Source organism: Ralstonia sp. 25mfcol4.1, from assembly GCF_900104095.1.
In the GTDB taxonomy this organism is placed as follows: domain Bacteria; phylum Pseudomonadota; class Gammaproteobacteria; order Burkholderiales; family Burkholderiaceae; genus Cupriavidus.
Genome location: NZ_FNJO01000016.1, coordinates 55203 through 82165, shown reverse-complemented (window position 1 = coordinate 82165; position 26963 = coordinate 55203). Strand labels below are relative to the sequence as shown.

General features: G+C 65.4%; 23 protein-coding genes. 4 read left to right on the top strand and 19 right to left on the bottom strand.

Going from position 1 to position 26963, the window contains the following annotated elements:
* Positions 1–44: 44 nt before the first annotated feature.
* A complete protein-coding gene (locus BLQ58_RS23745; RefSeq protein WP_175459985.1) occupies positions 45–998 on the bottom strand; it encodes an AraC family transcriptional regulator in 954 nt (317 codons plus the stop codon).
* Positions 999–1209: 211 nt separating this feature from the next.
* On the opposite strand from BLQ58_RS23745, the gene BLQ58_RS23740 reads away from it, so the two are divergent.
* A complete protein-coding gene (locus tag BLQ58_RS23740) occupies positions 1210–2571 on the top strand; it encodes a nucleobase:cation symporter-2 family protein (RefSeq protein ID WP_092602474.1) in 1362 nt (453 codons plus the stop codon).
* A 3-nt stretch (positions 2572–2574) separates the two neighbouring features.
* Entirely contained in the window at positions 2575–3954 is a 1380-nt protein-coding gene (locus BLQ58_RS23735; RefSeq protein ID WP_092602472.1) for an amidohydrolase family protein, read from the top strand.
* Positions 3955–3986: 32 nt separating this feature from the next.
* Here BLQ58_RS23735 and BLQ58_RS23730 read toward each other — a convergent pair whose 3' ends face one another.
* Complete coding sequence (locus tag BLQ58_RS23730; RefSeq protein WP_092602470.1) at positions 3987–6503, bottom strand: sensor domain-containing protein; 2517 nt, start codon at positions 6501–6503, stop codon at positions 3987–3989.
* 313 nt (positions 6504–6816) lie between these two features.
* Between BLQ58_RS23730 and BLQ58_RS23725 the strand changes: the two genes are divergently transcribed.
* Both BLQ58_RS23725 and BLQ58_RS23720 read left to right on the top strand, forming a co-directional pair.
* Complete coding sequence (locus BLQ58_RS23725; protein WP_092602572.1) at positions 6817–7944, top strand: FAD-dependent monooxygenase; 1128 nt, start codon at positions 6817–6819, stop codon at positions 7942–7944.
* A gap of 119 nt (positions 7945–8063) precedes the next feature.
* A complete protein-coding gene (locus tag BLQ58_RS23720) occupies positions 8064–8807 on the top strand; it encodes an IclR family transcriptional regulator (RefSeq protein WP_254776104.1) in 744 nt (247 codons plus the stop codon).
* A gap of 50 nt (positions 8808–8857) precedes the next feature.
* On the opposite strand, the gene BLQ58_RS23715 is transcribed toward BLQ58_RS23720, so the two are convergent.
* The 17 genes from BLQ58_RS23715 to BLQ58_RS23635 form a co-directional block, all read right to left on the bottom strand.
* Positions 8858–11041 carry a xanthine dehydrogenase family protein molybdopterin-binding subunit gene (locus tag BLQ58_RS23715; protein WP_049815974.1) on the bottom strand — a complete coding sequence of 728 codons (2184 nt, stop codon included), beginning with the start codon at positions 11039–11041 and terminating at the stop codon, positions 8858–8860.
* Positions 11025–11465, bottom strand: coding sequence for a (2Fe-2S)-binding protein (locus tag BLQ58_RS23710; RefSeq protein WP_029051585.1), 441 nt, complete (start codon positions 11463–11465; stop codon positions 11025–11027). The genes BLQ58_RS23715 and BLQ58_RS23710 overlap by 17 nt, the downstream gene beginning before the upstream one ends.
* A 136-nt stretch (positions 11466–11601) precedes the next feature.
* Positions 11602–12552 carry a tripartite tricarboxylate transporter substrate binding protein gene (locus BLQ58_RS23705; protein WP_092602468.1) on the bottom strand — a complete coding sequence of 317 codons (951 nt, stop codon included), beginning with the start codon at positions 12550–12552 and terminating at the stop codon, positions 11602–11604.
* A gap of 109 nt (positions 12553–12661) precedes the next feature.
* Positions 12662–13483, bottom strand: coding sequence for an IclR family transcriptional regulator (locus BLQ58_RS23700; RefSeq protein ID WP_092602570.1), 822 nt, complete (start codon positions 13481–13483; stop codon positions 12662–12664).
* Between the two features lie 319 nt (positions 13484–13802).
* Positions 13803–15110: an MFS transporter gene (locus BLQ58_RS23695; RefSeq protein WP_254776102.1), complete on the bottom strand. Its 1308-nt coding sequence runs from the start codon at positions 15108–15110 to the stop codon at positions 13803–13805.
* 285 nt (positions 15111–15395) lie between these two features.
* The gene (locus tag BLQ58_RS23690; protein ID WP_092602466.1) at positions 15396–16352 is read right to left on the bottom strand and encodes a PDR/VanB family oxidoreductase; all 957 of its coding nucleotides are present in this window, start codon (positions 16350–16352) and stop codon (positions 15396–15398) included.
* Positions 16353–16385: 33 nt separating this feature from the next.
* Positions 16386–17351 carry a VOC family protein gene (locus BLQ58_RS23685; protein ID WP_092602464.1) on the bottom strand — a complete coding sequence of 322 codons (966 nt, stop codon included), beginning with the start codon at positions 17349–17351 and terminating at the stop codon, positions 16386–16388.
* 43 nt (positions 17352–17394) lie between these two features.
* A complete protein-coding gene (locus tag BLQ58_RS23680) occupies positions 17395–18870 on the bottom strand; it encodes an aldehyde dehydrogenase (protein ID WP_092602462.1) in 1476 nt (491 codons plus the stop codon).
* 15 nt (positions 18871–18885) lie between these two features.
* Positions 18886–19692: an aspartate dehydrogenase gene (locus BLQ58_RS23675; RefSeq protein WP_092602460.1), complete on the bottom strand. Its 807-nt coding sequence runs from the start codon at positions 19690–19692 to the stop codon at positions 18886–18888.
* 12 nt (positions 19693–19704) lie between these two features.
* Entirely contained in the window at positions 19705–21402 is a 1698-nt protein-coding gene (locus tag BLQ58_RS23670; protein ID WP_092602458.1) for a thiamine pyrophosphate-binding protein, read from the bottom strand.
* On the bottom strand, positions 21395–22198 hold the full coding sequence (locus BLQ58_RS23665) for an SDR family oxidoreductase (RefSeq protein ID WP_092602456.1): 804 nt from the start codon (positions 22196–22198) through the stop codon (positions 21395–21397). The genes BLQ58_RS23670 and BLQ58_RS23665 overlap by 8 nt, the downstream gene beginning before the upstream one ends.
* Positions 22199–22222: 24 nt before the next feature.
* Positions 22223–23083: an IclR family transcriptional regulator gene (locus BLQ58_RS23660; protein ID WP_092602454.1), complete on the bottom strand. Its 861-nt coding sequence runs from the start codon at positions 23081–23083 to the stop codon at positions 22223–22225.
* Positions 23084–23102: 19 nt separating this feature from the next.
* Complete coding sequence (locus tag BLQ58_RS23655) at positions 23103–23639, bottom strand: cupin domain-containing protein (RefSeq protein ID WP_092602452.1); 537 nt, start codon at positions 23637–23639, stop codon at positions 23103–23105.
* Between the two features lie 24 nt (positions 23640–23663).
* Positions 23664–24434 carry an SDR family oxidoreductase gene (locus BLQ58_RS23650; RefSeq protein WP_092602450.1) on the bottom strand — a complete coding sequence of 257 codons (771 nt, stop codon included), beginning with the start codon at positions 24432–24434 and terminating at the stop codon, positions 23664–23666.
* The gene (locus BLQ58_RS23645; protein WP_092602448.1) at positions 24427–25482 is read right to left on the bottom strand and encodes an aromatic ring-hydroxylating dioxygenase subunit alpha; all 1056 of its coding nucleotides are present in this window, start codon (positions 25480–25482) and stop codon (positions 24427–24429) included. Before BLQ58_RS23645 ends, BLQ58_RS23650 begins: the two co-directional genes overlap by 8 nt.
* A 33-nt stretch (positions 25483–25515) precedes the next feature.
* A complete protein-coding gene (locus BLQ58_RS23640) occupies positions 25516–25836 on the bottom strand; it encodes a recombinase-like helix-turn-helix domain-containing protein (RefSeq protein ID WP_092602446.1) in 321 nt (106 codons plus the stop codon).
* Between the two features lie 204 nt (positions 25837–26040).
* Positions 26041–26922, bottom strand: coding sequence for an alpha/beta fold hydrolase (locus BLQ58_RS23635; RefSeq protein ID WP_092602444.1), 882 nt, complete (start codon positions 26920–26922; stop codon positions 26041–26043).
* Positions 26923–26963: the final 41 nt, after the last annotated feature.

Genomic DNA, 26963 nt, shown 5'->3' with positions numbered 1-26963 from the left:
CGGGTGATTGATGGCGCAGCCGCCTCACGTCGGCTGCGTCTTTTTTATCCCGCGCGACGCAGCGTGGCCGAAGGCGATTCCCCGAATTCGCGTCGGTATTCGCGCGCGAACAGGCTCAGGTGCGTAAACCCGTGTCGCAACGCGATGGCCGACACTACGCCGGGGCCCGGTATTGCGCGTTGCAGGTCGGCGCGCGCGCCCTGCAGGCGCAGCACGCGCAGGTATTCCATCGGCGTGGTGTTCTTGCTCTTGCGAAAGCCAAGCTGCAGCGTGCGCTCGCACACGCCGCAATGGGCGGCAAGCTCCTGCATCATTACCGGCTGGCCAAGATTGGCGCGCAGGTACCGAATGGCGCGACGCACGTAGGCTGGCAATGACGGCAAATAGCCGCGTGGCAGCAGGCTGCCGTCCTCCCCGAAATGGTCCACCAGCAACGTGGTCAGGCAAAGCTGTTCGATAGCCGTGTCGGCGGCGGGCAGGCCGTGCCGATCCTCGCGCATCGCGGCTTCGGCACGCATCCACGTCATCAACGCCCGCCAGCGTCCGGCGCGTTGCGCGTCGGGCAATGGCTGCAACGCAAAGACCATGGGGCTGGGCGGATCGAAGTTGAAACATGCGCGAAACGCATCCTCGAGCGCATGCCGCCGCACCACAACGCTGAAGCGTTCGCATCCTGCTTCCAAATGCAGCCTCACGGACAGCGATGGCGAGAACACCCACGTGTTACCCGGCTCCATCGTGACCGATACGCCTTCGACCTCGACGCTGCACTGGCCCGAGATCACGGTCTGGATGACGTACTCGTCTTTGCCGGGCACCGGCTCCACCGTCATGTCGCGGGCATAGCGCGTGCTCGCCAGCGTCAGGTGGCCGATCTGGCAGCTTTGCAGTGCCACTTCGGGGTCTGCATCGTCCGTATGCAGCCGCGTGGGGCCGAACACGCGCGCGGAAAGCGCCTGCACATGATCCAGTGCACGCGCATGACTCGCGGTGTTCATTCTTGGTGCAGCATGATGGCCCATGGTGCAAACGGAGGGACGAACGGCAAGGAATGTGTGCATGCTAGGGATCCATGCAGGTTTCATGCAAGCTGAGGAAAACCCGCTGTATTTCGCTTCCGTGCGCGCGCCTTCGCAATGATGCTACGCACGCGGTTGCGGGCTCGCTACCTTGGGTGCACACCCCACACGTCCAAGGCAGGAGAAAGCCATGTCAATCCCCGTTGATCCCGTCGACCAGATACTGCCCGCGCGGGCCATGGTCTCGCTTGGTTTCCAGCATATGCTGGTCAGTTATCTTGGCGCCATCGCCGTGCCGATGATCGTTGCCGGCGCCCTGAAGATGACACCGGCGCAGACCACGCTGCTGATCAGCACCGCGCTGTTCACGTCCGGCATTGCCACGCTGCTGCAAACCGTGGGCTTCTGGAAGTTCGGCGTGCGCCTGCCGCTGATGCAGGGCGTGGCATTCGGCTCCGTGGGGCCGGTCATCGCCATCGGCACCGACCCGTCGCTTGGCTTCACCGGGGTCTGCGGTGCAGTGATCGGCGCGGGCGTGGTCACGATGTTCCTGGCGCCCGTGATCGGGCGCCTTAAACGCTTCTTTCCGCCCGTAGTAAGCGGGTGCATCATCACCTCGGTAGGCCTGTCGCTGTTTCCGGTCGCCTACCAATGGGCCGGCGGCGGCCATGACGCCAAAGCGTTCGGCTCGCCGATGTTCTTCATCGTGGCTTTCGGCACCGTGGCACTGATCCTGTTCATCAACAGCCATGGTGGCCGGCTGGTGCGCAGCCTGGCCGTGCTGATCGGCCTGATGATGGGCGGCGCGGCCGCGTGGCTCATGGGCATGGGCAACTTCGACGAAGTGGCCCGTGCGCCGTGGTTCACCATGGTCACGCCGTTCGCATTCGGCCTGCCCACGTTCAATGCCGGTGCCATCGTGACGATGGTGATCGTGATGGTCGTGCAGATGGTGGAATCGATGGGCCTGTTCGTGGCCATCGGCGACATCGTCAAGCGGCCCGTGAGCGAGCAGGAAGCCACTGCGGGCCTGCGCGCGAACGGACTGGCCAGCGCCATCGGCGGCATGTTCGCCGCCTTTCCGTTCATCGCGTTCATGGAGAACGTGGGGCTGGTCATCGTCACCGGCGTGCGCAGCCGCTGGGTAGTGGCCGTATGCGGCGTCATGCTGTGTGTGGTGGCTCTGGTACCCAAGATCGGCGCGCTGTTCTCGTCGATTCCGGCGGCCGCACTGGGTGGCGCGACCATCGTCATGTTCGGCGTGGTGGTAGCCGCGGGAATCCGGACGCTGGGCCAGGTGGACTATGAACGCAAGCCGGCCAACCTCAGCGTGGTGGCCATCACGCTCGCCTGCTCATTGATGCCCGTGATCATGCCGAACCTGCTGGACAAGCTGCCCGCCGCGCTGCAGCCGTTCGTGCATAGCAGCGTGATCATCTCTTGCGTGGTGTCGGTCTTTCTGAATCTGGTCCTCAACGGCATCCCCGCGCGCGACGACAGCGTCGAGCAGGCCCGGCACGCCGTGGTGCCCGAACACTTTCCGGAGGTTTGAATCATGGCGACGACTAGTCCGATGCTGATCCGGGGCGCGGCCGCCGTCATGACCGGCCGCGCCGGTGCCGACGCCCGGGGCGGCGCCGTCGATATCCGCATCCGCGACGGCCGCGTGGCCGAGCTGGCCGCCAACCTGACGCCGCTGTCCGATGAAACCGTGATCGACGCCACCGGCTGCGTGATCTATCCCGGCTGGGTCAACACGCACCATCACCTGTTTCAGAACCTGCTCAAGGCCGTGCCCGCGGGCATGAACGCCGATCTGCAGGAATGGCTGGCCAGCGTGCCGTATCCGCGGCTGGACCGCTTCACGCCGGACAGCTTCCGCGCGGCCGTCCGGCTGGGCATGGCGGAACTGCTGCTGTCGGGCACCACCACCTGCGCCGACCACCACTACCTGTATCACCACGGCCATGGCGCCGAGACGGGCGATGTGCTGTTCGACGTGGCCGAAGAGTTCGGCATGCGCCTGGTGCTGTGTCGCGGTGGCGCCGTGCAATCGAAGGCCGATCATCCTGGCATGCGCGCCACGGCGCTGGTGCCCGAAACGTTCGACGAAATGCTGGGCGACATAGAACGCCTCAAGTCGCGCTATCACGATGCCAGCCCCGACGCGCTGCGTCGCGTGGTGGTGGCACCCACCACACCCACGTTCTCGATGCCCCCCGCGATGCTGCGCGAAGTGGCGGCGTTCGCGCGCGGCATGCAGTTGCGGCTGCATACGCACCTGTCGGAAACCGACAACTACGTTCGCTTCTGCGCCGAGAAATTCCACTGCACGCCCGTACAGTTCGTGGCCGATCATGACTGGTTGGGCCCTGACGTGTGGTTCGCTCACCTTGTCACGGTGACACCCGACGAGATCCGCATGCTCGGGCAGACGGCCACCGGCGTGGCGCACTGCCCGGTCAGCAACGCGCGGCTGGGCAGCGGTATCGCGCCGGTGCGTGCCATGGCCGACGCCGGCGTGCCGGTATCGATCGGAGTCGATGGCGTGGCATCGAACGAATCAGGCAGCATGGTCCACGAAGCCAATTTCGCCTGGCTCATCCATCGTGCGCTGGGCGGGGCGTCGCAGACGCGCGTCGAAGAGGTGATCCACTGGGGCACCGCCGGTGGTGCGCGAGTGCTCGGGTTGCCAGGCATCGGCACGCTGCAGCCAGGCCAGTCCGCCGACCTTGCCATCTACGACGTCAGCGGCTTGCGCTTTGCCGGCTTCCACGACATCGCCACGGCGCCCGTTGCGGCCGGCGAGCCAACGCCCGTGCGCGACGTGTTCGTGCGCGGCCGGCACGTGGTGCGGGATGGTGCCGTGGTCGGGCTCGACATCGAACGCCTGCGGCGCGACGCCCAGGCGGCCTTGCAAACCTTGCTGCCGTAGCGGCCATCGCGCCCCGGGGCCGTCAACGGTCGTTACCGGCCGACGCCCGGGGCACTCGAAATCGGCTGCAGCCACCTCATGGCATCCGATTCTCCGTCTCTTACCCCATGTGCCAACGCGAAGGCATCTTCTGAATCCGTTGGCCGGCCAAGAAGATAGCCCTGACCTTCGTCATAGCCTTCCTGGCGCACGACGGATAGCTGCTCGGGCGTTTCGATGCCTTCGGCCGTGGTCCGCACGCGGAATGCCGCACCAAGGCTGCGGACAGCATGGAGAATCGCCCTCGCCTCGGCGCTGGTGGCGAGATCCGCGACAAACGAGCGATCGAGCTTGATCTTGTCGAACGGGAAGCTTCGGAGGTAACTCAAGGACGAATAGCCCGTCCCGAAATCGTCCATCGCAATCCGTGCGCCCATGGCGCGCAGCTCTCTCAACAGTTCAAGGTTGACTCGATCGTTGCGCAACAGGACCGATTCGGTGATCTCGAGTTCGAGCCGGGAAAACTGAACGCCTGACTCGTTGACCGCCCGGCGGACGGCTTCCAGCAACGCGCGGCCCCGAAACTGAAGCGGCGACAGGTTGACGCCCACGGATATGGCGGACGGCCAGCGCGCCAGTTGTCGGCACGCTTCGCTCAACGCCCACTCGCCAATTGGCACGATAAGGCCGGTTTCCTCGGTCAGCGGCACGAAGTCCGCTGGCGACACCAGGCCATGTACCGGATGCCTCCAGCGCAAGAGCGCCTCGAAGCTTCGCAGTTGGCCGGAGCGCAGATCGTAGATCGGTTGGTAATGGAGTTCGAATTGTCCGGCTGCTACAGCATGATGCAGCGCCCGCTTGCGCTCGAAACGCACTTTCGTTCGGCCACCCTCGTCGGCCGAGAAGTACCGGTAGGCATTAGGGCCTTCCGCCTTGGCCTGGTACAGCGCGACGTCGGCAGCTTGCAACAGCTCATCGGCACTCCCCCCATCGTCCGGTATCAGCGCAATGCCGATGCAGCCGCCCAGCGTCACACGCTCCGCATTGAGTTCGAACGGGCGCGCGAGCTGCGCGATCAGTTTTCGGGCGAGGTCATCGATTGCCTGCCGATCCGCGGCACGCTCAAGTACCACGACAAACTCGTCCCCGCCGATACGTGCGACGGCTTCGGAGTCATCGACGCACGCCTGCAATCGGGCAGCCACCTTCTGCAGCACGATGTCGCCGGTAAAATGGCCAAACGCGTCGTTGACCCCTTTGAAGCCATCGAGATCGATATATAGCAGTGCCGAAAGCGAATGGGGCGTGGCCGACGCGAGAATTTCCTCCATCCGCTCGCGCCAGAGCAACCGGTTCGCGATGCCGGTCAACGGGTCGTGACGAGCCATGTGGAAGAGCGCCCCCTGGTTCGCCAGCAGTTGCTGCTCCGCGTCCTTTCGCTCGGAAACATCGCGGAAAAACACAGACAGGCCATCCTCGGTCGGATACACATGGATCTCGTACCATGCTTGCAGCGTCTGCATGTAGTGCTCAAACACGACAGGCGTCTGCCGCGTCATTGCCAACCGGTATTGCTCCGCGAAAACGCCATCACGTTCTTCGGGAAAGATATCCCACACCGATCGTCCGAGCGCCGGCATGCGGCCAGCCATCGCGCGCGCAGCATTGCCGTTGAAGTAGGTCAGTCGCAGGGAGTGGTCGAGTTGCACGACGCTATCCGTGGTGCTCTCGAGTACAGCAGACAAGCGCGCCGCCAGACCCTCCATCGCCATGCTGGCCGATTTGCGGTCGTCTATGTCCTCGAGCGTTCCATACCAGCGGATAACGTTCTCGTTATCGTCAGTGCGCGCCGCCGCGCGGGCGCGAAACCAGCGATATGAGCCGTCCCGAAGCTTCACGCGATATTCCATATCCACGCCACGGTGCGAAGCCACCGCATTCGACCACGTCTCACTGACACGCGGCAGGTCGTCTGGGTGAACGCATCGTGCCCAGCCGTCGCCGAGGGCCTCCGCGACAGGCATGCCGGTAAGGGCCGCCCAGCGTGGGCCGGCCTCTGTGATACGGCCCTGCTTATCCGCTGTCCAGGGAATCTCTGGACTGAGTTCGACCGCGTACCGGTAATGTGCCTCGCTTTCGGAAAGGGCCTCTGCCGTGCGGTGTGCGTCGGTAATATCGGTGATCCATACGAGGATCAGCGGCTCAGGCGAGTGCGGCAACCGCACCAGGCGTTTCCGCGTTCGGAGGATCCGCTCACCCCCATCGCGCACGCGGAATACCTCGGTTTCTTCCTGATGCTCGCCGCTTTCGACAACACGGTCGTGGACAGCGCGATAGGTCGCCGCGCGTTCCGCACCGAATAACTCATCATCGGAGCGCCCCAACAGTTCTTCGGCGGGCCGCTGCATGAGCTGGCACATCTCGGTATTCACGAAGAGCCAGACGCCACGGCGGCTTTTCAGAAGCAGCGGCTCGGGAAACTGCAATAAGACCTGTTCCAGCGCCAAGCTGGCCAACGGCATACCTGCCCCGACCTGCGGCTGAAAACGGTCTCCTGCGGACGCAGCCATTGCAAAAATTGCTCTCTTTGATTTAGTGACCCGAAACCTACACCGCGTATTGAGGAGCGGGAAGATTCCTTATCGGCAGCGGACGGCCGGAATTTAAAGGGCCTCGGCATGGCCACGGCAATGTCGGGACCGGTGCAATAGCTGTGCCGGAGCCGCTGCGATACCAGGATCCGCAGGGCAGCGCGGGCCATATCGTCGGGTTCGGCCGGCAAAAACAGCTTGCGTGCACCCGCACCGCTTGACTGCCTCACCCAAACATGCGACTGTTTTATGAACATTTCGTTCATTTTTGAACATACAGGAGCATTCCATGATCCACGGAAGAATCGGCATCAATGGCGCCGGCATTGGCGGCCTGGCTGCGGCCATCGCCCTGCGCAAGCTCGGCATGGACGTCGTCGTGTATGAGCAGGCGACTCGCTTTGCGCGTGTCGGCGCGGATATCAACCTGACGCCCAACGCGGTGCGCGCGCTCGACGGGCTCGGCATCGGCGATGCGCTCCGCGAGACGGCCGCCCGTCCGACGCATCGCATCAGCCGGATCTGGGACAGCGGCGAAGAAACGTCGCGCCTGGCCATGTCGGACGAAGCCGAGCGCCGCTATGGCGCCCCCCAGCTGACGATGCACCGGGGCGACCTCATGACGGCCCTCGAAGCAGCAGTCCCCCCGGCAAATGTGAAGCTGGGCTCGAAGGCCATTGCGATCGTCCCGCGCGAGCGCGGTGCCACCGTGCAGTTTGCCGATGGGTCCAGCGACGACGTGGACGTTTTGATCGGCGCCGACGGGATCCACTCGGTCGTGCGTCGTGCGATCCTCGGCGACGAGCATCCCACTTTTGCCGGTGTCGTCGCCTACCGGGCGGTGGTCCCGGCCGAACGCCTCGCCGGCGTTCCGAACATCGGAGCCTTCACGAAATGGTGGGGACCCGAAGCTACCAGCCAGATCGTGACGTTCCCGCTGAACCGGGGCCGCGAGATCTTTGTGTTTGCCACCGTCGCACAGGAGAGCTGGCGCAACGAGTCGTGGACCACGCCGGGCCGCGTGGAAGACCTGCGCGCCGCCTATGCGGGTTTCCATCCCGATGCACGCGCGCTGCTCGACGCCTGCGACGACGTACTCATCTCAGCGCTGTACGTGCGCGACCCGCTGCCCGCATGGTCCGCAGGCCACATCACCCTGATGGGCGACGCCTGCCATCCGATGATGCCATTCATGGCGCAAGGCGCCGGCATGGCCATCGAGGACGGCGTGGTCATGGCGCGTTGCCTCGCCGACGCCAGCACCACCGACGTACCGGCCGCACTGACGCGCTACCAGTCAGCCCGTCACGCACGTACCAGCCGCATCCAGATTGGATCGCGCGGCAACGAATGGCTCAAGGCCGGCGGGAATGCCGACTGGGTGTACGATTACGACGCCTGGAACGCGCCGCTGAACTGAAGCTGTTCCCCGTCATCGCCCGATCATCCATGCCCACGCCCGCCGCCTTGCGCAACCTCCCTTCCGAATCCGATGCCGACGAATCCACCGGCTCATCGCAGCAACTGGTAACACCGGTCATGCGCGGCCTGCGCTTGCTGCGCTTCATCGCCGAGGGCGGTTCCACCGCCAACCTCAGCGAAGTGGGCCGGCGCATCGACGTCAACCGGGTTACCGTCATGCGGCTGCTCGACACGCTGGAGCACGAGGGCATGGTCGAGCGCCTTCCGCAGGGCGGCCACACTGTTGGATTCGCGTTCTTGAAGATGGCCTCGCGTGTGCTGGCTGCCAACGACCTGACCACCTTCGCGCGGCGCATACTCGCGCAATTGAGCGGCTCGCTCGAGCTTTCGGCCTATCTCGCCGTGCCCGATGGCGGGGATGTGCTTTACCTGCTGCGCGACATGCCTAACACTGGGCTGGTGAGCAACATCCAGGTGGGGAGCCGCGTGCCGGCGCACCTGACCACCCCGGGCCGCATGCTGCTTGCCCATCTTTCCGCCGAAGAACTGCGGGCACGGCTTGGCGACGATCCCCTGCCGACGGTCACGCGGCAGAGCCCGGCCACCCATGCGCGGCTCGCCGACATTCTCGCGGCCGACCGCGAACGCGGCTGCGCATGGAGCTTCTCCGCTTTCGAGCCTGGCATTGATTCGTGCGCAGCACCCGTATGCGACGCCGCCGGCAATGTCATCGCGGCGATCAGCGTGGCGGGTCCGCAGCAGCGTTTTGAAGTCGATGGCACGTTACGAGAACGCACCGAGAAAGAGGTCAAGGCCGCCGCCAGGGATCTGTCGGCGCTGTTGGGGTATCGCAAGCCCTAGCTTGCGGGCCACGAGATGACGGACGGCGCGCCGCGTCGCGCCGTCCGGTTTCACGCTTCCAGCTTCATCGGCATCGACCGTTGTCGCGACGCGGTTGCCTTGTACAGCGCATGGGCCACGGCTGGAGCCACTGGCCCGAGCGAAACCTCCCCGCAGCCCTGCGGCGGACGATCGCTGTCGACGATGACGACTTCGATCTTCGGCATTTCCGCCAGACGTAGCAATGGATAGTCGTGGAAGTTGCTCTGTTGCACCACCCCGGCCTTGAAGGTGATCTCGCTATTGAGCGTATTCGTCAACGCAAAGCCGATCCCGCCCTCGATGTTCGCCCGGATCAGGTTCGGATTGATGGCCCTGCCGCACTCCACCGCGCACACCACCCGCTTTACCGCGAATGACTGGCCCGCACGCTGGAGCTCCAGCGCCATGGCCACGTAGGTTTGGAATGCCTCGCCACGGCCGGTGTAGAGATTGAACGTGAAGGCGCGCGTGACATTGGCGGGCGGCTTGCGATCCCAGTTGGCGGCCTTTGCCGCCGCGTCAAGCGTGCGCAGTGCCAACGGGTTGTGCGCCAGCAGCGCACGACGGTAACGATACGGATCCATGCGCGCGGCATCCGCCATCTCGTTGACAAAGCTCTCCAGCATGAAAACGCTCGATGTCGAGCCCACGCTGCGCATGAAACTCACGGGAATCGGCTGCTTCACGTCGATCATGTCGACCTTGAGGTTCGGCACGCGGTAGACGCAATCGTAGACGGCCTCCAGCATCGTCTCGTCCCAGCCACCTTGCCTGGCCATGCGATCCGCCTTGATCACGCCGTAGAGCGACTGGCCGGTCATACGTGCGTGCATGGCTACCGGCATGCCTTTGTCGTCAAGCACCGCGCGGAAGCGTCCAGAGACACCCGGGCGATAGAAGCCGTGCCGGATATCGTCCTCGCGCGAGCGGATCACCTTGACCGGCTTTCCGACCGCGGCGGACGCGCGCGCGGCATGGATCACGAAGTCCGGCAGGAATTTTCTGCCGAAGCTTCCGCCCAGGAATGTCGTGTGCACGATTACCGTCTCGGGTTTGCGGCTGTACAGCTTGCCCAGCGCGTTTCGCACGAAATCCTGCCCCTGGATCGGACCCCAGACCTCGATCGCGTCATCACGCACATGCACCGTGGCATTCACCGACTCCATCGTCGCGTGAACGATGTACGGCGTGTGATAGTCGGCCTCGACGATCCGGCCACCCGCTGACAGTACCGTGTCGGCGTCGCCCAGCCGGGTGGCGACAACCGCTTCCGGTGCACCCAGCGCAGCCTTGCGTGCGGCCATGATGTTGTCGCTGTCCAGGTCCTTTGCCGCCCCTGGATCGACGTCTAGCTCCAGCGCGTCGGCACCCTTCTTCGCAAGCCAGTAGCTTGTCGCGACGACGATCGCCGCATCGGGCGCCTGCACCACGGCCTTGACCCCAGGCATCGCCATCACTGCCTTAGCGTTGCGAAGGCCCGTCACCTTCCCGGTGACGGTGGGCGGCATCTTGAGGGCACCGTACAACATGTCCGGCACTTTCACGTCGATCCCGAACTGGGCCGAGCCGTCCACCTTGGCGGGGGTATCGATGCGCAGCAGATCCTTCCCGATCAGCTTGTGCGCCGCCTCGTTCTTCAGGCGCGGCGTCGGATTGAGCGGCAGCTTCGATGCCTCCTCGGCCAGTTCACCGTAGGACAGTGACCGTCCCGTGGCGCCATGGTAGACGCGCCCCTTGTCGGTGTGGCACTGCCCGGGGCGCACCTGCAGTCGCCTTGCCGCCGCGATCATGAGGACTTCACGTGCCTGCGCCCCGGCAATACGCAGGCGCTGGTAGAACAGCGTGGCGGACATCGACGCGCCCACGAACTGCTGCGGCTCCTCATACGCCGCCCCGGTACGGTATGCATCGCGCCCGGTCACAAACGTCACCGCGATGTTCTGCCAGTCCGCGTCGAGCTCGTCGGCAAGCACCTGCGGCATCCCGGTGTACACGCCTTGCCCGCATTCGCACTGCGACAGTCCGAGCGTGATCTTGCCGTCGGACTCGATCCAGATCCAGTCAGTGATCTCGTTCGTACCATGCGGGCCGCTATCGACGGTCCGGCTCGCCAAGGCGGGGAGCGGAATGCACAGTGCACCGGCCAGCGCGGCGCTCACCTTGAGGAAGCCACGGCGCGCGGGGCTCGTCGGCACTTCACTTTGCTGCAGCATGGATGGCCTCCCGGATGCGGTGATACGTGGCGCAGCGGCACAGGTTGCTGACGGCCGCGTCGATGTCCTTGTCGGTGGGGTGCGGGTTCTGCCTGAGCAGCGCGCTGACCGCCATCACCATCCCGGACTGGCAGTAGCCGCACTGCGGCACATCCTTGGCGATCCACGCCTGCTGGACCTTTGACGAGCGATCCGGCGACAAACCCTCGATCGTCGTCACCTTGTGGCCCGCCACGGTGGATACCGGCGTCACGCACGACCGCTGGGCGTGGCCGTCGACATGGACCGTGCATGCACCGCATGCGCCGATGCCGCAGCCATACTTCGTGCCGGTCAGCCCGGCGTCGTCGCGTATCACCCAGAGCAGCGGCGTATCGCCGTCGCCGTCGAAGTGTGTCGCCTTCCCGTTCAACACAAAATCCATGGTTGCCTCGCTTTGTCCTCGACAGTGCAAGAAAAGACGGCCGCATGCCACCGCGCACTGCACGCGGTGCGGCCAGGTACGACTCAAAAATGGGGATTGGGGATGGCGCCGGCTTGGCGCCTCCGAACGATTTCCGCTAGTCCGCGGTGATGTGGTACGTGCGAATCAGCGTGGCCCACGACGCGGCTTCACTGCGAATCCGTGCAGCGAGGGCCTCTGGCGTGCTGGCGATGGGCTCCAGACCCTGGCGCTGCAGATCGGCGCGAACCGCCGGTGTGGCAAACAAGGTCTGTACGTCGACGGCAAGCGCATCGGCCAGGGGCTTGGGCGTCGCCGATGGCACGAGCAGCGCATACCACGAACTCACGTCGATGCCTGGCATACCCTGTTCCGCCAGCGACGGCAGACCGGGCGCGGCAGCCGAGCGATTCGATTGCGTCACGGCAATCGCGCGCAGCGCTCCGGACTGGATGAACGGGGCAAGCGTCGGCCATGTGCCGAACAGCACCGGCACCTGCCCGCCCACCACGTCATTGACGGCCTGCGTGGTGCCCTTGTACGGCACATGCAGCATGTTCGCGCCCGCCTTGTGGTGGAACAGTTCGCCCGCCAGATGCAGGCCGCTGCCGACCCCGGGACTGGCATAGCCCAGCGGCGTCCTGGCCTGGTCGGCCTGTTTTGCCAGCGCAATGAGTTCCGGGACCGTGTGCGCCTTGACCGAAGGATGCACGGCCAGCACGTTGGGAGAACTGGCCAGCAGCGATACAGGTCGGAAGTCGCGGGCCACGTTATAGGAAAGCTTCGGAAACAGCGTCGGATTGATCGTCAGGTTGCCGGCCGGCACGACCAGCCAGGTGCAACCGTCCCCGGCCGCGCGTCGCACCGCATCGATGCCGATGTTGCCGTTGGCACCGGGCTTGTTGTCCACGATGAGTGGCGTACCCTTGCGCTGCTGCAGCCCTACGGACAGCGTGCGGGCAAGCTGGTCGGCCGCTCCGCCGGCGGGAAACGGCACGACGATCCGCACGCTCGCGCACGTCTCGGCATGCGCTGTGCCAGCCATGGCGACGGCCGCCGTTGCCGCCATTGCGCCCAGCCACCGCCGGGTCCATTGGGTTGCCTTTGCGTTGTGGCTGCGGTGCTGCATGCTGTTCCTGCCTGTCCCTTCGATCGTTACGATCGCTACCGTCGCGTTGTCATTGGCCGGCCACCATGCTTTCGGGCATTGGCCGGTAATCCAGCAGGCGCGACAATTCCGCTGCCGCCTCCCGCACCCTTTCCACCATCGGTTCGAGCTGGGCAGGATCGATCCGTGCTGCCGGAATCGTCACGCCCAGGGCCGCCACCACGCGCCGGGTGCGATCGCGTACCGGCGCGGCAATGGTCGAGATACTGGCCTCGAAGAATCCCTCGTGCAGGACGTAGCCGCGCTGGCGGTCACGCTGCACCATCTCGTACAACTCTTCCACCGTGCGCGGTGTGCTTTCCGAGAACACTTCCAGACGCGTCTCGGGATACAGTTCCCGTAGCTGCGGCAGCGTCAGGTCCTCCAGCAACACGCGGCCCAGCACCGTGGCATGCGCAGGAAGGCGCGTTCCTACATTCACCGTGCTCGTGAACGGCCGGGCCGCCACGGATTTCGCCACGTACACGATCGACCGGCCATCGCGCACCACGAGATTGCACGGATAGTGAATTTCGTCGCGCAGCCGGTCCAGCAGCGGCCGGCCCAGCTCGGTCAATTCCAGCGACGCCAGGTAATCGAACCCCAGCCTCAGCACCGCCATCCCCAGGCGGAACTCCCGCCCACCGTCCGTGCGCTCCACGAAGCCCATCATTTCCAGCGTGGCGAGTAACCGGAACACCGTCGAACGCGGCACTTGCAGTCGCCTCGCCAGCTCCGCCGCCGACAGCGTGCGATCCTTGCTGCTGAACTCGCCCAGCAGCCTGAGCCCGCGCTCAAGACCCGGCACGATGTACTTGTCCTGCATCTCCTCGGTGGGAGTGGTTGTAGTCATGGTCTCTCTCTGCTTGACGTTCGGTTTGCCGATGAACAGCAAGGCATGTCGATATAACATGCTTCGCCATGCCCGATGACCGGAGCACTCGGCGCTATGCCGAACACTAGCAGAATTGTTCCATATATAAAACCAAGATCCACACCGGGAACGATTTCACTGTAAACCGCTTTGTTGATTTATCAACTTAAGGAAAACCCTAGTTTTTGGCCGGCATCAGCGGCCCCGGGCGCGGAATAAAAATGCCCCGCGCGCCGGGGCAGTCGGCGTCGGGGCAGCATTGACAAGCGGAGGCAACACCGTTCAACGCCGCGCGGCGTCACACCTCCAGTTCTTCCAGAACCTGGCCCTTGGTTTCGATGCCGAGGAAAAACACGGTGACCGCGGCGAGCAGGGGCACTACCGCCAGCCCGAAGAACGCGGTGCTCAAATTCCCAGTGCCGATGGTCGAGGCGATGATGCCCGGCGCGAAGATCGCCGATACCTTCAGCCACGCCCCGCCCAGGCCACAGCCCATGGCCCGCACGCTCGTCGGGTAAAGCTCGGGGGTATAGACGTAGGCCGTGATGAAGCCGCAGGCCAGGAAGCCCATCGCCAGCGCACAGAAGGTGGCCACCACATACACCGACGACGCGTGAAACACACCTGCCAGAATCAGCGACGCCGCACACAGCACAAACGACACGTTGATCACCGGTTTGCGACCCACCTTGTCCACCACCAGCGCGCAGATCAACGACCCCACCACGCCCAGCACGGATGCACCTGCCGCCAGGTTCAGTGCAAGTTGCAGCGGTGCGTGGTAGATGGTTTGGTAGACCGTCGGCAGCCAGGTCGACAGCCCATACTGGATAAACCCGCAGGTGGCCCACAGCATCCACACGGCAAGCGTTCGCCCCAGATAGGCCTTGCCCACCAGATCGCGCACGCGGCGGCGCGGACGGTCGCCCATCGCATCGAACCTCGACGTATCGCCAATGGGTGCCAATGGCTGCGTGGCCCGCGCTTCGAATTGGCGCAGCGCGTCGGCGGCGGCCGCCATGCGGCCTTTTTCCGCCAGCCAGCGCGGCGACTCCGGAATCAGCCGGCGCAGCACGAAAAACAGCACCAGTGGCACGCCGCCGAGGAAATACATCACCTCCCAGCCGTAGCGCGGCACCAGCACGGCGCCCAGCGCATTCGACACCATCAATCCGATCGGGAACACGATCTCGTATAGCAGCACGAACTTGCCGCGGCCGTGCGCGCGCGTTACCTCATTGATGTACGTCGCCGCCACAGGCAACTCGCCGCCCAGGCCCAGACCCTGCACGATGCGCAACAGCAGGAATATCTCGAACGACGGGGCGAAACCACACGCCAGGCTCATCAGGCCGATGATGCCGGCGCTCCAGCCAATCGAACGCAGGCGGCCAAACCGTTCGGCCAATGCGGGAAACAGCAGCGCTCCAACCAGTTGCCCCACCGACGGAGCGGCGATCAACAAGCCAATCTGGCCAGGCGAAAGCGACCACTTCGCGATCAGCAGTGGCAGCGTTGCCGCAATGGCAATCACGTCGAAGCCATCGAAAAACGTCGCCAGCCCGATCAGCAGCCGTGCACGCACGTGCATCATGTTGCCCGGCATGCGCTCGATGCGGGCAATGATCTGGCCACGCGTCACCTTTGCGGCCGATTGCGTCTGGGATGTGGCGGCGGACTCGCCGGTTGCTGCGCCGCCGTAGGCCACAGCGCCCGCCTGTGCACCCTGCAGCGAAGGTGCGGCGTCTTGTCTCTGAATCAACACGGGTATCTATTCCTGAATCGTGTAGGGCAGTTACCCGCGTGGCCGCTTCGTCCCTGAACGTGCGGCTCTGCCTTGCCGGCGGGCAGTCTTCGTAGCCGCGCCTGTCATGGCGCGGCGTTGCGTTGGTCAGAGGTCCAGCACCAGGCGCTGGCCCTTGCAACCGGACACACAGACCATCATGGTCTTGTTCGATGCGCGCTCGCTGTTGCTGAGTACGCTGTCGCGGTGATCCGGGCAACCGTCGAGCACAGCCGTCTCGCACGATCCGCACACACCTTCGCGGCAGCTGTATTCCACAGCCACGCCCGACTCCAGCAGGGCGTCCAGCAGCGACTTGCCGGACGGCACGCGCACGTTCTTGCCCGAGCGCTGCAGTTGCACGCTGTATTCCCCCTCTTGCACCGCTTCCGTCGCCGGATCGGCGGCAAAGCGCTCGATATGCACGTTCGCGTAACCGTGCATATCGCAGGCGGACTCGAACGCCGTCAACATCGGCCCCGGACCGCAGCAATAGAAGTGCGTGCTGGCGTCCTGGCCTGCCAGCATGGCGCTCAGGTCGGGGGGCACGCCCGCTTCGTCGTCGAAGTGGAAACGCACCGCATCGCCGTAGGCCGAAAGCTGCTCGATGAACGCCGCCTCGGCACGCGAGCGCGCGCAATACAGCAGGGTGAATGCACGCCCGCGTTCGGCGAGGCGCCGCGCCATGCATACGATCGGCGTCACACCGATGCCACCGGCCACCAGCACCGTATGCGCGGCATCCTCGTTCAACGCGAAGTGATTGCGCGGCGCTGCCACCGTCAGCGTGGCGCCCACGCGCAACTGCTCGTGGACGAAGCGCGAGCCGCCACGGCTGTTGCGATCATTCAGCACGCCCACCGTATAGCGGTCGCGCTGTTCGGGGGCACCACACAGCGAGTAGCTGCGGACCAGGCCGTTGGCCAGGTGCAGGTCGATATGGGCGCCGGGCGCGAATTCCGGCAACGGCGCCCCGTCGGGGTCACGCAGTTCCAGGCTGACGACGCCACGCGACTCGAAGCGCATGGCCTGCACGCGCAGGGCTAAAGATGGGCTCGCACTCATGGGGCTTCCTTCTACTTCGAGACTTCCGGATGCTTAACGCTTTTCCGTCAGGAACTTGCCTTCCGGACCGCCGGCGTTCTTCTGACGACGGGTATTGCCATCGATGCCCCCCTCGATCGCCCATTCGGCGAACATGGTGGGGCCGGGCTCGAACGCCCGCGGTTCCCAGTGGGCATCGAGCTGGTCTTCGTCGGCGTAGTACTCGATCAGCCCGCCAGCCGGATTCCTGAAATACCAGAAGTACGCCGACGAGATGGGATGGCGGCCCGGTCCGAGCTGCGTATCCCAGCCCTTGCGGGACATGTTCATGCCCCCGCCAAATACCTCGTGGATATCGCGCACCGTGAACGCCACGTGATTAAGACCGGCTTTGCCGTGCGGAAGCTGCAGCAGGAACAGATCGTGGTGGCCGCCTTCTGCGGCGCAGCGCAGGAACGCGCCACGGTCGGGATAATTGTCAGATTGCACGAATCCGAACTTATCGATGTAGAACCGCTCCGTCGCCTTCACGTCCTTCACGAAGAACACCACGTGGCCTACCTCGATCGGAATGGCGCGCTCGTAGATCGGGCTGCGCTGGTTCATGCGCGGCTTGTCGTTCCACGTGTTCATCACCGCACAGTCCACCTGGACATCATGCTTGCGCGTGACCTGGAAGCGCACCGCCAGGCCATTCGGGTCGGTGCACCCGATACGCGCCCCATTCTCCAGCGACACGAAGGTCGGCTCACTGGCAATGCGGTCACGCAGGGCCGCCAGCGACGCTTCGCTGTCGACGCCCCATACCACTTCACGCAGCGTCGGGCCATCCTCGATGGCCGGCGGCAGCGCCGCGTCGCCGGCCTTGCGTACGAGCACGCGGCAACCGTTCAGGGTCTCGAAGTCCAGACCCTGCGCGTCATCGCGCTTGATCGTCAGGCCCCAGTCCCCGAAGAAGCCGCGACATGCATCGAAGTCGTCGGCGCCGTAGACGATCTCGTCAATTCCCAATACCTTCATTTCCAGTCTCCGTCCTGCCGGTTTGCGATGATGCGCGATGGCCTCAGTTGGCCCACGGCAGCGGTTGTTCGTTCAGGCCCCAGTACACGCTCTTCTGCTCCATGTACTGCAGGATGCCAAGCCGTCCCTTCTCGCGGCCGAGGCCACTGTCCCGCCAGCCGCCGAACGGCGTGGCAATCGAGAACTGCTTGTACGTGTTGATCCAGACATTGCCGGCTTGCACGGATCGTGCCACCCGCCACGCACGCTTGTAGTCGCGGGTCCAGATGCCTGCTGCCAGCGCGTAGACGCTGTCATTGGCCTGCTCGATCAGGTCATCTTCGTCATCGAACGGCATCGCTACCAGCACCGGCCCGAAGATTTCTTCCTGGCAGATCCGTGCGCGGTTGTCGAGACCCTCGATGATCGTTGGCGTATAGAAATAGCCATTGGGCAGGCCCGCCACGTCGGGGCGGATGCCGCCGGTGCGCAGCTGGCCGCCGTCCTCCACGCCCACCGCCACGTACGATTCGATGCTGTCGCGGTGCCGGTCCGTGATCAACGGCCCCATCTGAGTGCGCTCGTCGGCGGGGTCTCCCACGCGCAGCTTTGCCGCGCCAGCCGCCAGGCGGTCGATGAACGCCTCATACTGCGAGCGCGCCACGAACAGGCGCGAACCGGCAATACACGATTCGCCCGACGAACTGAATACGCCATACAGCACGCCGCTCACTGCATGGTCCAGGTCGGCATCGTCGAACACCATGGTCGGCGACTTGCCGCCCAGTTCCAGCGACACCGGCATCATCTTTTCCGCCGCGATATGCGCGATGTGCTTGCCGGTGGTGGTGCCGCCGGTGAACGACACGCGGCGCACCAGCGGATGCTTCGTAATAGCGTCGCCGATCACGGAACCCTTCCCTGGGAGTACGCTGATCAGCCCCTTCGGGACGCCGGCTTCCTCGCAGATGGCAGCCAGTTCCAGTGCCATCAGCGGCGTGACCTCGGCCGGCTTGACGATGACGGCATTGCCCGCGGCAAGTGCGGGCGCCATTTTCTGCGCCTCGCTGGCAATGGGCGAATTCCACGGCGTAATGGCGGCGACCACACCCATTGGCTCGTAGACGCTCATCGTCAGGCAGTCTCCGCGCTGCGGCGTGATGTGCTCTTCGAGCGTTTCGAGCGCGGCGGCAAAGAACTGGAACGTACCGGCGGCGCTGGCGACCAGGGCCCGCGTCTCACTGATCGGCTTGCCGTTGTCGAGGCGCTGGCGCTGGGCCAGCCCTTCGGCTTTCGCACGGATCAGTTCGGCCACGCGGTACAGCACGGCAGCGCGCTCGTGTGGCTTGCGCCGGGCCCAGCCGCTCTGGCGAAAGGCCCGATCGGCGCCTTGTATGGCTTCCTCGACGTCAGCCAGGCTGGCCGCGTTCAGTTCTGCCACCACTTCACCCGTCGCCGGATAGCGCGTTGCGTAGCGGTCGCCGCCGCCCAGGCGCCATTCGCCGGCAATCAGGATGGGAAGGACTTGTTGCGTCGTCATGGGGAATTACTCGCTTCAGATCGACACCGCGTGGGCGCGGTTGCCGAGCGCACGCACCACGCTGAACACGGTCAGTGCGGACGTCTTGGGGTTGGCCGCCAGCGGCTTGCCGCGCATGGTCAGCTCGAAGCCGCCGAAGGCGCCTCGCGCTTGCACGTGGTGAACGTTCTCCACCGCCGACGGATCGGCCAGCAGCTTGACCGACGTGCGGTCCAGCCCCAGCCCGGCCAGCGACACCGTGGCCGCCACGTTGGCATTTTTCGGATAGAGCCGTGCCGCATCGCGCGCCGTCCCTTCGAAGATCACGGTCGGCTCCGTCAGTGCGTTCAGGTCGAACAGCTGCTCGGCTGGCGTACCGATCCACGCACCGGCCGGCTTGCGGCCCGTGTAGATCACTTCATCGAGGCCGCCGACGCGGGCCGCCGCAAGGGCGTCGATGGCGCCGATGGCACCGGACAGCAGCTGCACCTGCGTGTTGCCACGGCGCGCAGCAGCCTCCAGACGCTCGGCCATGCCGGGTTCGGAGAGCGCGCCGACCGACACCACCAGGCACGGAATGCCGCGCTCCAGTGCCGGCACGACATGTTCCTCCAGCGCCTGGTGGCCCGCGCATTCGACGAGCAGATCGGGCCGCCGGTCGCCGTCGGCCAGCCGGGTCGCCACGCGTACGTTCGGCGCCAGCGTCGAGAGCGCACCGCGCGCCGCGGCCATCCCGCCTTCCGGCACGATCACCATGTCGAACGCGACATCGGGGTCGGACTTCAGCAGCTCCAGCACGCCACGGCCAATCGCGCCGCAGCCCACCATCGACACATGCAGCATGGACATTCCTCCTCAGGCCGCAGCCGCCGCCGTATTGGCGATGGGGGCCTGCTTGTTGACCGGCGGGCCGGCAAACACGGTCTTGAAGCTGCCGATCGACAGCATGTCGATCTCCAGCAGGAACGGACCGGGCTCCACCGTGGCGGCTTCCAGCGCAGCGCCGATGTCTGCCAGGTTGCTCACGCGGCGGTGACGCAGCGCCAGCGACTGGCACAGTTGCGCGTAGTCGGGCGTATGCAGGTCCACGTAGTGACGGCGGCCGCCGTACTGCGCGTCCTGGATGTTCTTGATGACCCCGTAGCCTTTGTCGTTCATCAGCACGATGACCATGTCGGCACGTTCCTGCACGGCCGTGGCCAGTTCGCCCAGGTTCAGGATGAAGCCGCCATCGCCAGCCAGCGTGAACGTCTTCTTGCCCGATGCCGTGGCGGCGGCGCCGACTGCGGCGCCGATGCCCATCGCCAGGCCCTGGCCAATGCCGCCCCCCAGTGCATGCACGCCGGCACGCGAATCGAACACCTGCAGGTGGCGATTGCCCCAGGTGCTGTTCGAAACGGTCACGTCGCGCACCCAGTTGAAGTTGCGGCCCACGGCCTGCTGCAGCGCCTGCACCAGTGCGCTGTACGGGCCCAGGCCATCGACCAGTGCGCCGACGGCGGCGTCGTGGGCGCGGCGCAGGTCCGCAGCGAAGTTGCCATCGATCTGCATGCGGCCTGCCAGGCGATCCGCCAGGCCGTCCAGCGCCAGTGCGGCATCGCCACTGACGAAGTCGTCGCTCTGGTAGCAGCGGCCTTCAGCGGCCGGATCCGCATCGATGCGCAGCAGTGGACGCGGCAGCTTCAGCTCGTACTTGAGCGTCTCGTTGCCGCGCAGGCGCGAACCGACCACCAGCATCGCATCGCAGGTCTGGTAGAACGTTTCCACCGGCTTGTGCAGGTTGTAGGCACCCAGCGAGCGTGGGTCGTCTTCGGGGACGATGCCGCGGCCTTGCGTGGAGGTGACCACACCAAAGCCCATGTCCATCAGGCGCTTGACCTGTTTGCCGGCATGGCGCGCACCGCCGCCGAGCCACAGCATCGGACGCCTTGCCTTGATCAGGCGCTCTGCCAGCGCGTCGAGCGCATGGGCCGACGGCTGGTGTTGCGGCACCGGCAGCGGCTTCAGGTCGTTCGGCATCGGAATCAGCGCAGCCTGGATATCGATGGGGATTTCCACGCTGACCGGGCCGGTCGGCGCGGTCAGCGCGGTCTGCACGGCGAGCTTGATCGTCGAGATCGCGGTGTCGGCGCTGCGGATGCGGAAGGCGGCCTTCGACACGGCCTTGAGCATCGTGAGCTGGTCGGGCGCTTCGTGGATATAGGCCAGGCTCTGGTCCAGGTACGGCGTTTCGATCTGGCCCGTGATGTGCAGCATTGGCGTGCCGGCGGTCAGGGCTTCCACCATGGCGCCAGCGGCATTGCCGGCGGCGGTGCCGGTGCTGGTCAGGCACACGCCGAGGCTGCCGGTGGTCCGGGCATAGGCGTCGGCCATGTTCGTGCCACCTGCTTCGCCGCGCGCCGGGACGAAGCGGATCCTGCCGCGCTCGCCCATCGCGTCGAGGATGGGCATGTTGTGGATCGAGATCACACCGAATGCAGCCTTGACGCCGCACTGTTCGAGAAAGGCTGCAATGGCGCAGCCCACGGTGACTTGTTGTTGCTCGTTACGCATGACGGGAGAGTCCTCCGGAAATATCGATATGGCTGCCCGTGGTGTACGAAGACAACGGCGAGGCAAGGAACAGGATGGCGCGCGCGGCTTCCTGCGGCAGGCCAAGGCGGCCCAGTTGAATGTGCTTCTGTTTGGCCAGACGCGCGGTCCACGCGGTCCAGTCCAGATGACGATCGTCTTCCGGGCGCGCGTCGAAGCGGCGGCGCCATTGGCCCGATTCCACCAGGCCGATCAGGATGCCGTTGACGCGCACGCCGCGAGGAGCGAATTCGGTGGCAAGCGAACGCACGAGGTTGTGCACGCCGGCACGGGCGGCCGATGTGGCCACCATGTGGGGCTCGGGCTGCGTGGCCAGCAGCGAATTCACACATACGACCGCGCCCTGCTGCGATTGCTCCAGTTGCGGCAGGAACGCGCGCGTCGGATGAATCACCGAGAAGAACTTCAGCTGCAACTCCTCCATCCAGGCAGCGTCCTCGGTGGTGGCAAACGTCGACACCCGGCCCTGGCCTGCGTTGTTGATCAGCATGTCGGCCGGGCCCAGTTCGCGCGCAACGTCTGTGGCGAATGCGTTGACCTGTTCGGGCTGCAAGACATCGCACGTCGCGGCATACAGCCGGCACCCGGCGAAACGGTCGCGCAACAACGCTTCGGCGCTGCGCAGGCGGGCGGCGTCGCGGCCGCACATGGCAACGGCGGCACCCGCCTCCAGCAGCAGTTCGACCGTGGCCAGCCCGATGCCGGAGGACCCGCCGGTCACGACGGCCACCTTGCCGTCGAGTTCAATCATGGACATTCGAATCCCCTCTCCCCTCTTCCATCAATCGCGATACATGGCTACCGCCTGGCCCGGCACACGCTTGAGATGCCGATGCGGCCGGTATCCGAGCAGGCGCGACAGTTCGCCTGCGGTTTCCCTGACTTTCCCGACCATGCGGTCGAGCTCTTCCTGTGGCAGGCGCGACGCCGGGATCGTGGCCCCCAGCGCGGCGGCAACCTTGCCCGTACGGTCGCGCACCGGCGCGGCAATCGTGGAAATGCTGGCTTCGAAGAAGCCTTCCTGCAGCAGGTAGCCGCGCTGCTGCACTTGTTGCACCAGGGTGTGCAGGGCTTCCACCGTACGGGGCGTGCTGTCGGAGTAGACCTGCAACCGGGCTTCCGGATACAGCGTTCGCAGCTGCTCCAGATCCAGGTCCTCCAGCAGCACGTGGCCCAGCACTGTGGCATGCGCGGGCAGCCGTGCCCCGACGTTGACGTTGCTGGCAAACGGCCGTGACGCCGCGGCCTTGGCCACGTACACCACCGAACGTCCATCGCGCACCACGATGTTGCACGGATACTCGATATCGTCGCGCAGCCGGTTCAACAGCGGACCGCCCAGCTCCGTCAGTTCAAGCGACGCGAGGTAGTCGAAGCCGAGCCGCAGCACCGCCAGTCCGAGCCGGTATTCCCGGCCGCCGTCGGCACGCTCCACGTAGCCGGTGGATTCCAGTGTGGCCAGCAGGCGAAACACCGTGGAGCGCGGCACATCGAGCCGGCGCGACAGGTCCGCCGCACTCAACACGCGGTCGCGTGCGCTGAACTCGGCCAGCAGGCGAAGGCCGCGCTCCAGACCCGGCACGATGTACTTGTCCAGACCTTCGGCATTCAAGGCGGCTGCGGCTTCAGGATTGGCGCTCATCGCTCGGCTCGCTCGCGTCTTACCGCTTGACCTTGGTCAGCGGATGCTCGGGCGGGTACGTCGGCGTGATCGGCTTCTTGGCGCCCAGCATCACGCACATCAGCGCGTCTTCTTCGCCGATGTTGATTTCCTCGCGGTACACGCCCGGCGGCACCGACACCAGGTCGCGGTCGGTCAGGATGGTTTCGTAGCGTTCGCTGTCCTTCTCCAGGATCAGCTTGATCTTGCCGCGCAGGATGAAGAACACCTCTTCCACGTCGGTGTGCAGGTGCGAGGGACCTTCGTGGCCAGCGGGGATGATCATCGTGGAGAACGTGAAGTGCTCCGACGGCACCGTATTGGTGTCGGTGGAGACGCCAGTGCCACCGGTGCCCAGGTAACGCATCTGCGCGCGACGGTATTTCGGGTCGTAGTCCGCCTGGAACTTCAGCGCGTCCCAGTCATAACGGCGAGTATTGAAGCGCGCGACGCGCGATTCCATCCACTTGTCGAACGAGGCGCCTTCAGGTTGTTCCCAGCTGCGCTTGATGTTTTCCTGTTGCGACAGATCGCTCATTTCCATTTCCTCTGGAGTGTTTGGTTAATGCATGACAAAGCCGCCGTTGACCGCCAGCGTCTGGCCGGTCACGAAACGGGCGAGGTCGGACAGCGCGAACAGCACGGCGCCGCAGACGTCGTCGGGAACCTGCTCGCGCTGGATGGCGCGCTGGTTGCGGTAGAGGTCGTGCCGGTGCTGCGGCACGTATGCGGTGGCTTCCACCAGCGTCAGGCCCGGCGCGACTGCGTTGACCGTGACGTTGGCATCGCCCAGTTCGCGGGCCAGCGAGCGGGTCATGCCGATGATGGCGCTCTTGCTGGCCACGTAGGCCAGCAGGTTCGGCGCGCCCCACAGCGGCGTGTCCGAAGCCAGGTTGATGACTGCGCCCCGGCCACTGGCGCGCAGCGCCGGCGTGCAGGCGGCGGTCATCAGCCAGGTGCCGCGCACATTGACGTTCATCACGCGGTCCCACGTGGCGATGTCCAGCTCGGTCAGGTCGAGGCCACCGGAGTCGGTGACGGCACCGTTGTTGACGAGGCCGTCCAGGCCGCCGAGCGTCTCTGCGGCGGCGCTGGCGCAGGCCTGCACCGATACCGGATCGTTCAGGTCGAGCTGCAGCGGCACCGCGTTGAAACCACGCGCCTTCAGCGCGGCGGCCGATTCCCCGACACGGTCGGCCAGGATGTCGGCCATGGCCACGCTGGCGCCGGCTTCGGCGATGGCTGTGGCAAAGGCCAGTCCCAGGCCGCGCGCGGCGCCGGTGACCAGCACCTTGCGGCCCGCCAGCAGGTTGGCGTACTGACGATCAGGCATGGCTGTGGGCTCCGGTCACCGGTTGCAGCATCGCCACAGGCTCATCGGCGACCTCTGCATCGGCGCGGCGCTTCAGCAGGCGGCGTACACGCGTGATGCCGGCGTCGTGGGCGTAGAGCATCTCGTGATCGCGGGCGGCCGGGGCCATCGACTCCAGCACCACGCGGTCCTGTTCCAGCACGTCCCAGTGCAGGCCTTCCAGGCGATTGCGATACAGGAAGCGCCACACGTCCCGCTCCCAGCCTTGCACATGGCGGGTACGCCAGAAAAACACCATGCAGTGCTCTTCATCTACCGGCGTGGCGATGCCAACGATGCCGAACGGGCCGCCGGGACCGACCTTGTCGCGATACGGAATGGACAGGCGCAGCCACAGCGTGCCGGTCTCGCCGAATTCCACCCAGTCGAAGTTCACGCCGCGCTGGCCGGTCTTCTCGAAGACCAGGCCGTGATCGGTTTCCACGACCTGCATCACGGCAGACTTTTCGCCGCTTGCCATCGAGTGCGACACCGCATGAAGGTATGCGCCATGCATCGGGTCCATCACGTTGTCGATGGCATAGCGGTAATTGCAGTCCCAGTGCGCCACGCAGAGGAAGTTGCTGTGTTCCTCGCTGACCAGTTCCTCGGGCAAGCGCAACGCGTCGGCTTCGGTCGGCGCGCGATCGCCAAACCACAGGAAGATGGCACCGGCCTGTTCCGCCACCGGATAGCTGCGCACGCAAGTGCGGCCTTCCAGCGGGCAGTTCTCGACCGCCGGCACGCTCTTCACCTGTCCGTCGCCGCCCACTTCCACGCCGTGGTACCAGCACGCCACGCGGTCGCCCAGGTTCCAGCCCATCGACAGACGCGCGCCACGGTGCGGGCAGCGGTCTTCCAGCGCGTTCAGCTTGCCGGCGTTGTCGCGCCACACCACGATGTTCTGCCCCAGCCGCGTGATGCCGATCGGGGCATGCGTGACCTGCCACGACGCCGCCACCGGATACCAGTAGTTGCGCAGGCCGGAGTTCAGGCGCGCTTCGGCGCGTGCTTGCTTGTTCGATTCCATGTCTGTCTTCTCGCTTGTCGTCTCGGCCGGTGCTCAGGCGCCCAGGCGGCGCATTTCGGAGAGGAAGCGGTCCTCGGTCCACGACTGGCCGTCGGCCGCCAGGAATCCGGCGTGATTGAACGCACGCACGACGTCTTCCGGGGATTTGGCGCCGCCCGCGAACGCAGCTTCCAGCGCGTCGCCCAGCGCGTTCTCGTAGGCGGAGGGCGCGGCGGCGCGCGTCTGCCAGACGATGTTGGTGACGTGGCCCGGCTTTTCGATATGACCCTTGCCGGCAACGTTGTTGGGCGCGGGACGCTCCCAGGGAACCAGGTTCGGGTTGTACGCGACGCTTTCCATTGCGCTTTGCTCCATGGCTTGCTTTGTGGGGGACGGCTGGCTCAATCGACTGTCGCGATCCTCAGGTTGACGTTGTTTGTCTTACCTATGAAACACGAGTTTAAATATTGAACACAGGTACGACTATAGACAACGACGGTTTAAAGATTGATCGGGGTTAACCCGCGCTGGGAGAGGGACGCTGGCCGATAGCCGGCCAGGCTGGCGCGGGCGGAATGCTCAGGATCGAGAAAGCGTGCTTCGAATCAAGCGGGCCACGGCCTGGGGCTGCTCGATGTAGCACGCGTGACCGGCGCCGGGGATGGCATGGAACGGCAGGCCAAAGCGCTCGGCCAGCGCAGCGGACGCCGCAGGTGTGGTGACCACATCCTGCGCGCCGCAACCAACATCCACAGGTCGTGCCTGCGCTTCCAGATACTGGCCGATATCGTCACCACACAACAGCGCCACGGCCTGGCGGTAGCCATCCGGATTGAGCCGCTGCATATTCCAGCGCACCCATGCCTGGGCATCCGGCGTGGCAGCCGGGCTAAGAAGCCTGGCCGGGCCGCGTTGCGCTAGGCCGTCCACCCCGATGGATTCCAGCGAGGAAATGCGCTGCGCGCCCACTTCGCGCGCCTTGTCTTCCTTCCCTGGCGCGCCGTAGCCCAGGGCGGGACTTAGCAGCAGAAACCTGTCCGGCTGGAGCGCCGCTGGCGCATTCGCAGCAAACCCGGCCGCCATCAGCGCGCCGAGCGAGTGCCCGACGATCAGATCGGGCCGGACCTGCAGCGCCGTCAGCATCGCGCCGAGTCGCAGCGCGTAGTCGCGCGCCGTCGGAGCCGGCGTCGGCAATGGAGACGACTGGCCGTAGCCGGGTGCATCCCAGGCGATCACGCGCGCATGGGCCGCCAGCAGGCTGGCGCATGGCAACCACGACGCCGCCCCCGAACTGATGCCGTGCAGCAGTACGACGACCGGGCCACGTGTACCGCCGATGCGGCAGGCCACCCGCGCGCCCTCAGGACCTGTCATCACCGCGCGTTCGGCGAAATGACTGTCAAGCGCGGCCAGCAGGTCGACGCCTGGAGCGGGTGCAGAATGGGTCGCACTTTGTTCCATATATGAAATATAGGTTTGCAAATAAAACTTCTTGACTATAG